This is a genomic window from Candidatus Neomarinimicrobiota bacterium (assembly GCA_022560655.1).
In the GTDB taxonomy this organism is placed as follows: domain Bacteria; phylum Fidelibacterota; class Marinisomatia; order SCGC-AAA003-L08; family TS1B11; genus JADFSS01.
In genome coordinates, this window is record JADFSS010000093.1 from 1 (window position 1) to 6,638 (window position 6,638).

Below are 6,638 nucleotides of genomic sequence, written 5' to 3' on the forward strand. Positions count from 1 at the left end.
CGGATATGGAGACTGCTCCAAACCAATCACCTGCCGCTCCGTCGGAAGGAAGCAGTTTAGCTTCCTGCGCCCAGCTCGTGCCGGTGCGTTTGAACACGTAAGCCGAACCTGATTCAGTTCCATTATCATCATCGAATGGAGCGCCGACAACGGCATAGTCGCCGGAGATGGAGACTGAAAATCCAAACTGATCACCTGCTGCACCATCGGAAGGAAGCAGTTTAGCTTCCTGCGCCCAGCTCGTGCCGGTGCGTTTGAACAGATAAGCCGAACCTGAAAAACTTCCATTATCATCATCACCCCAAGCTCCCACGATGGCGTAATCGCCGGAGATGGAGACTGTAATTCCAAAATAATCACCTTGAAATCCATCGGAAGCGAGTAATTTTGCCTCCTGTGTCCAACTTGTACTATTACGTTTGAACACATATGCCGATCCCGCTCCAAAGGATCCCACGACGGCATAGTCGCCGGAGATGGAGACTGATTCTCCAAATTTATCACTTGCCGCTCCATCGGCAGGAAGTATTTTGAATTCACTGATTTGCGCGTAAACTGGCAGTGGAATAGTCAGCAAAGCCGCCGCACAAAGCGTCACGGTTAGGTGTCGTGTTTGTTTGAGCATGGTGCTCTCCTATTGATTTTGCACGGGCGGACGCTGTCCAGTGAGGTTCTAGCAGGGCAGTTCTGGGTCAACCAACGACAGGCCTCCGAAGTAGCCTCACACGACGCGACCTACGTGTGCTCATAGAATGATGACAAATAACAGCTTATTGACAATGTAACCATAATTCATCAGATGTCAAGATGTTCTAGCAGCTAAGCAAGGCCGACAATCATCGAATGCCGGCCCATCATAATGGGAATTCAGGCGGGGCGCAGCCCCCCTGTTCACTTGAGTAACAATCTTCGGGGGGTCTACTTGCTGAGGATGAGCTTGCGGGAGCTGTTGGCGCTGCCGGCCTGCAGCCGGACAATGTAGACGCCTGATGCCACCGGCTGTCCGCCGCCGTCCGTCCCATCCCATACGGCCTGGTGCCGCCCCGCCGCAACCATCCCTTTAACCAGTTCTCGCACCGGCTGGCCCCTCAAATTGTAGATGGTCAGCCGCACCGGGCTCGCCCGGGGCAGGTCGTAGACAAGGGTAGTGGCGGGATTGAACGGGTTGGGGTAGTTGGGGTGCAGGACGAAGCTGCGCGGCAGCTGCCGCCCCTCCTCGGCCACGGCCAGCAGCCGCGTCTGCACCAGCCGCAGGTCGTCGATATAGATAGTCCCCGCGGCGACGGCCCCGGGAACGTGACTGAGCTGAAAACTGTCGAAGCGCATGCTGCCGTCCAGCTTGCCGTCGCCCAGCCAGGTGCCGGTGCCGTCGTTGGCCAGGTCCCAGACCACCAGACGCCAGCCGATCCAGTCGATGGTGGTCCAGTGGCTCACCTCGTGGTCTGCCACGGCCCCGGTGAGGTTGTTGTCGTCCACGGCAAAGCGGAACAGGTTGCCGCTGCCGTCGCCGAATACGTACGCCTGCAGGCTATAGCTGTCATCGAACGTCACCGCCCGGGGTGCGCCGCCACCTAAAAACTCCCTCAGTAGCCACGCCGTTGCGCCCGTGTCCCAACCATAGTGCAGTTCAAGTGACGTGCTGCTCCCGGTCATGAGGTTCAAGATGCTATGGTTCGCCAATCTGAAGGTGCTGTCGGCGATCACATTCCCAGCCGTGGTTGTGCCACTGCTTAAAGGCTCCCACCAGTGCTCCAGCCCGGCCTCGAAATCGTCGATGCTCGTGGCGTCAAACGCCAGCTCCCCCGTATCGAAGCGGTAGCTGCGGGTGGTGGTCACATTGCCCAACAGGTCGCGCAACCCGCCGAAGACCCAGGTGGTGTGCCTGCGATTGACGGTCAGTTGCTCGGCGGTGAAATAGTTGAGCACGCTCCGGTCACCCACCACGTAGTGCCGCAGCTCGCCGGGCACGTTATACGGGGAGTAGCCCGAGCGCACCAGTCCAATGGCCCTCGCGCCTACCGAGGCGACGTCCAGCACTTCGTCGAAGGCGACGCTGATGATGGGCCGCAGCTCCACGCCCGTCCCCAGGTCGGCCGGGTAGACCGCCACCGGCTGGGGCGGGGACAGGTCTGCCGGCCCCGTGCGAAACGCCAGGGTTAGGGCATCGCCCCCCACGCCGTCCCCGTTGCCGTCGATGGCATGGCCGAAGGCGTCCTGGGCGCTGGCGGCGATGGTCAGGCTATAGTCGGTGAGGGTGGCCAGTGTCGCGTCCGGTGTGAAGGTCATGCGCCGGTTGCCGTCGGTCCAGACGATGGCGCCCGTTACGCCGCCGGGCGCGGTAAAGGCCGCCGCTACCGAGATAGGGTCCATGGGACGGCTGAAAACGAGGTCCAGGGGGTCCCAGGCGGGAAAACTGGTGTCGCCGGCGGCGGGGGTGGAACTCACCAGATAGGGCGGGAGGCTGGAGACCAGCCCCACATCGCGGAAAGTGAAAAAGGAGTCCAGCAGGCTCACCTGCAGCGTAGCGGGGTCGTAGTTGGGAGCGCTTACTACCAGCTCCGCGATCGGGCCAGAAACCCCCTCGAGAAAGTAGAACCCGTTGCGCAGCTGGCCGGGGTCGGATGAGTAGCGGTTAAACAGCGACTCGAAGGTATCGGTAGTGTCGCTCATGCCGCCGGCGGTGGCTACGGCTCCATTCAGGGCCACGCCGGATTCGAGGTCGCTGATGGTGCCGGTGATGATGGCCACCGCCGGGCGAGTGAGGCCGTGGAACTGGAGGATGGACCAAAGGAAGGTGTAGGCCTCCAGCCGCTTCCATTGGACGCTCATGTTGCGCGGGTTCTGGACGGGGTGCGTGTGGAAGCCCGCTTCGCTGAGCTCCGATGGCATCGTGCTGTTGCGGTTGACGTGCAGCCAGGGACCGGGCGAACTGGCGCTGCAGCCGCCATAGAAGTCGCAATCCCCTATTGAGCCGCTGGAGGGTATGCGCATCCCGCCTGCCAGGTACTCAATCATGACGTCACTCATGGCCTTGCCACCGGGCTTCCCGGCGGGCTCGTCGCCGTTATAGAGCTGGGCCCACAGGAACAGCACGTTATTCGCCGTTGGGCTGCCGGCATTGCTGTGCAAGGAGTGATACCAGCTGGCGGCGACGCCGTTGGCCAGGTCCGTGCGCTGGGTCAAGCCCACCTCCTGCGTGTCATTGGTGCGGGACAAGTAGACGGTGTCGATATCGGTGGTGGTGAGCAGCAGATCGCGGAGCTCAAAAGCCACCCGCAGGCTCTTCTCGGCCTCGGAGTAGCCGTAAATGCCCATGTTTTGCTGCTGGCTGTGGCCTGGATCGAGGAAGATGTCCCAGTCCGCCAGACCGGTCACCTGGGCACCCAGCGGACCGGCCGCCGCCAAAAACAGTCCCGCCAGGCGGAAGGGTGCGTGGCGCTCCAGGTTTAGCGCACCTCTTGAACGTAGATGCGGCCGCTGCGCAGGTCGTCCCAGGCGATGTGGCGGCCGTCGGGGGACCAGTGGGGATGCATTTCAAGAACCTCCGCTGACCGGCTTACATTCACCTTGCCGGTGCCGTCGGCGTTGATGGCATAGACATCGGCCGCCAGAATACGGTGGCCGTCGTCCTCGGTAATGATGTAGGCCAGCCGCTCGCTGCCGGGGCTCCAGGCGGGCCGGCTGCCCGCACCCAAGTCTACCGCCCTGCCGCCGTCCACAGCGGTCACCCACAGGTGTCCTCCAACGATCTCGAAGGCCATGCGCTTGCCATCCGGCGAAACGGTCAGGTTCAGCTTGCGCCCGGCAACGCTCGCCATCACTTTGCCCCCACCCGCAGCGGGTTCCAGGAGCACAATCTGGTTTCCAGGGGTCAAAATCGGGCGCGCCGGCGGAAAGGGGCCCGGCTCCACCTCGGCCAGCTCTCGCCGGGCATCGAACTGCCGGTGCTTGCCCCCCTTCGTGACCAGATGCAGGAACTGCCCCCCCGTATCCCAGATTGCGTGGCCCGCCCCTCCAGCCACAAACTCTGTGAGATGAGTGCGGGCGCCGGTGAGGACGTCGAATACCACCAGGGCGTTGCGGCGGCGATGATTGACGTAGCGCGAGACGCTGGTCATGATGTATGCACCGGTGGGCGACCACACCAGGCCCACGCCGGCCGCGGGTTCGTCCGCCAGTTCCGTCACTTCCCCACCGGGATAGGTGACCAGGTGGATGCCGCCATACTGGGGCCCCGATACCGCCAGCGTGCCACCCGACGGCGACCAGCGGGGTGCCATGAAGTACCTGCCCGGCGGCGTCAGCACCACGGCTGTGCCCATCGTCCGCACGGCCGGCGCCTGGGCCTGCAAGGGGCCCGCAGCCCACAGCAGGATGGCCATGCCAAGTCTTGGTCTGAAGCCGCAGATTCTTCTAATTCGCGCTGTCATCATCCGCGACAATATAGTTTCCCGAACCATCTGCAAATAGCGCAATATAGTTACCTCCCCCCACCCCCCGATCAAAACGGGCAAATGGGTGCCCTACTTGAGCAGCACCATCTTGATGGACTGGATAAATCCCGGCGATGTCCCCGCCGCTGGCGTGGCGAGCAGCCGCGCGATGTAGAGCCCGCTGGGGAGCTCCGCCCCTGCGGCGCTCTTCCCATTCCAGACCACCGAGTGATAGCCCGCCTCCAGGGTGCGCTCCAGCAGCCGCGCCACCTCCCGGCCCAGGAGGTCGTAGACCACCAGGCGGGCGGCGGCCGCCTCGGGCAGGCCGAAGCGGATGGTGGTGGCGGGGTTGAAGGGGTTGGGGAAGTTGGGGGAAAGTGAGTAGACGGCAGGTATGAGGCCATCGGCCGCCTCCGCAACAACTGCGGCTACTTCCCCGGCTAGCGCGGGCATTGATTTGGGCAAGAATGACGTACCTAGGGCGACGATGCCGACGGGTGCCGTAATCGTCATGGCCGTGGTGATGGTGATGCTTTCATTATAGGCTCCGGTCACGATGCTGACGATGCCGCCGGAGAGCACGGCGTTGACGGCCTCGGTGACCGTATCGTAGGGGCGGAGAACGGTGCCGTCTTCGTCTGCAGCGGGGACAGGATGATTCCTATCCGCGTACTCTACATTCGGTCCGGGAAAATCCTGGATAGCGGCTTCGAGATCATCGTTTTCGAAGCCTGTGCCCGAGTTTTCACCCCCGGAGTCGTGGCACCCACCGTTTGTGTGAATGCCGACAGCCAGAGCAGAACCGTCAACCGATACGGGGCTACCGGAGTTACCACATTCTGTATCAACTCTGTAATCAATAACGACATCCGATGCGCTTTGGACGTCCTCTCCCTCATAGCTGCCTGCCTCTAATTGCAAGGTCTGGCTGCTGGAGTTACAATCACCAAATCCCGCACACGGAAGATTCACGCAGGGTCCGCCGGGAGCACCAGCCGGGTCAAAATCGACGCCGTACCCCGTAACTTGAACGTTATCTGGATTGTCGTCTCGAGACATGCGGTAAAAAGTCTGCTGGGCATGAATGGGGAGTAAGCCGGTATTTGAATTGGGATTGCAGGCGAAAACGGCCCAATCGTCCCCCTCTTGGCCTAGACCGTCATCATTCCAGACTATGCTATTCGCATCAATCGGATACTGGTCATCTGGATGTGCACAGTTTATGTTCCCATCTGCGTCGGAGGCCGGGACATCAAATTCCAGAATGTCCATGTTGGGACCTACACAGTGCCCAGCAGTTAAATGTGAGCCATTTGAAACAATCCAACCAGTACAGCCAGCTGGGATGATGCGACCCACGGCAGCATCAGATGAAGAACTACGATCGTCAGTTGCCCCGCATTGCGTAGTGGTTTTATCGAGACCTGGGCCGGTACCCCTTTCACCAATCAATATTTCAGAAATGCGAATGAAAACCCCTTTATCTTCTGGAGCCACATGCAGCTCGATCATTACTGCGGCTCCGTTGAAATAGGCAGAAGCATTATTCCACTTAGGTAAGCTATTGGCATCCATGCGCTGCGTGCCGCCATCTTCTAGGGAGGTGATAGTGATGTAGCTTATTGCTTTGATAGAGTCACTTTCGACTCTGCTCGTATCGATCCCAAGTCCCGTGGGGCGGGATTGCTGTTGGAGGTGGTAATCCTGGAACTTCAAGCGCAGCCAAGGAGCATCGGCGACTTGAATAATCTCACTAAAGGCGAGTTCTGGTATTGCTCCCCGTCCAGTGGGACCCTCGTGCAGGCCCGAATCCATGACGTATGGTTGAATCCGATACGGTACAGGGGCTGGCTGGGCTGTTACGAAAGAAGGGAACCACATCAAGATAACGAAGTTGCCAGTAGCAGCCAATGTGTAAAGGCGGGAAGTCTTCATCTAGGGCACCTCACAAGTCCGAGTTATTCCGCTTACATATGTTTTGGTGACTATTCATGATTGAGCTTGACAACATAACGACGATCACTGTCGTAAAGGGTCAGCGTGCTTTCACTCAGATCATAGACAGAAGCATTTTTGAGGGCTTTAATAAAACGACCCTCAAGAGTGCCTGGCCTACCCATGCATGCCATTTCCGTCCAGCTATGCCATACTATTGCGAATGATCCATCGTTGTTAATTTTATATGTTCCTGAATAATCGTTGCAC

The 6,638-nt window shown here is 60.0% G+C and carries 5 protein-coding genes; all 5 read right to left on the reverse strand.

Annotated elements, in window-relative coordinates; genetic code table 11:
- On the reverse strand, nucleotides 1–625 hold a 625-nt coding region (locus IH971_10315; protein MCH7498230.1), incomplete at its 3' end, for a hypothetical protein.
- A 293-nt stretch (nucleotides 626–918) separates the two neighbouring features.
- Nucleotides 919–3,405 (reverse strand): Ig-like domain-containing protein, encoded by a 2,487-nt coding sequence (locus IH971_10320; protein ID MCH7498231.1) that lies wholly within the window; start codon nucleotides 3,403–3,405, stop codon nucleotides 919–921.
- A gap of 41 nt (nucleotides 3,406–3,446) precedes the next feature.
- On the reverse strand, nucleotides 3,447–4,382 hold the full coding sequence (locus IH971_10325; GenBank protein ID MCH7498232.1) for a hypothetical protein: 936 nt from the start codon (nucleotides 4,380–4,382) through the stop codon (nucleotides 3,447–3,449).
- A 141-nt stretch (nucleotides 4,383–4,523) separates the two neighbouring features.
- Nucleotides 4,524–6,368 (reverse strand): trypsin-like serine protease, encoded by a 1,845-nt coding sequence (locus IH971_10330; GenBank protein MCH7498233.1) that lies wholly within the window; start codon nucleotides 6,366–6,368, stop codon nucleotides 4,524–4,526.
- Between the two features lie 50 nt (nucleotides 6,369–6,418).
- On the reverse strand, nucleotides 6,419–6,638 hold a 220-nt coding region (locus tag IH971_10335; protein ID MCH7498234.1), incomplete at its 5' end, for an META domain-containing protein.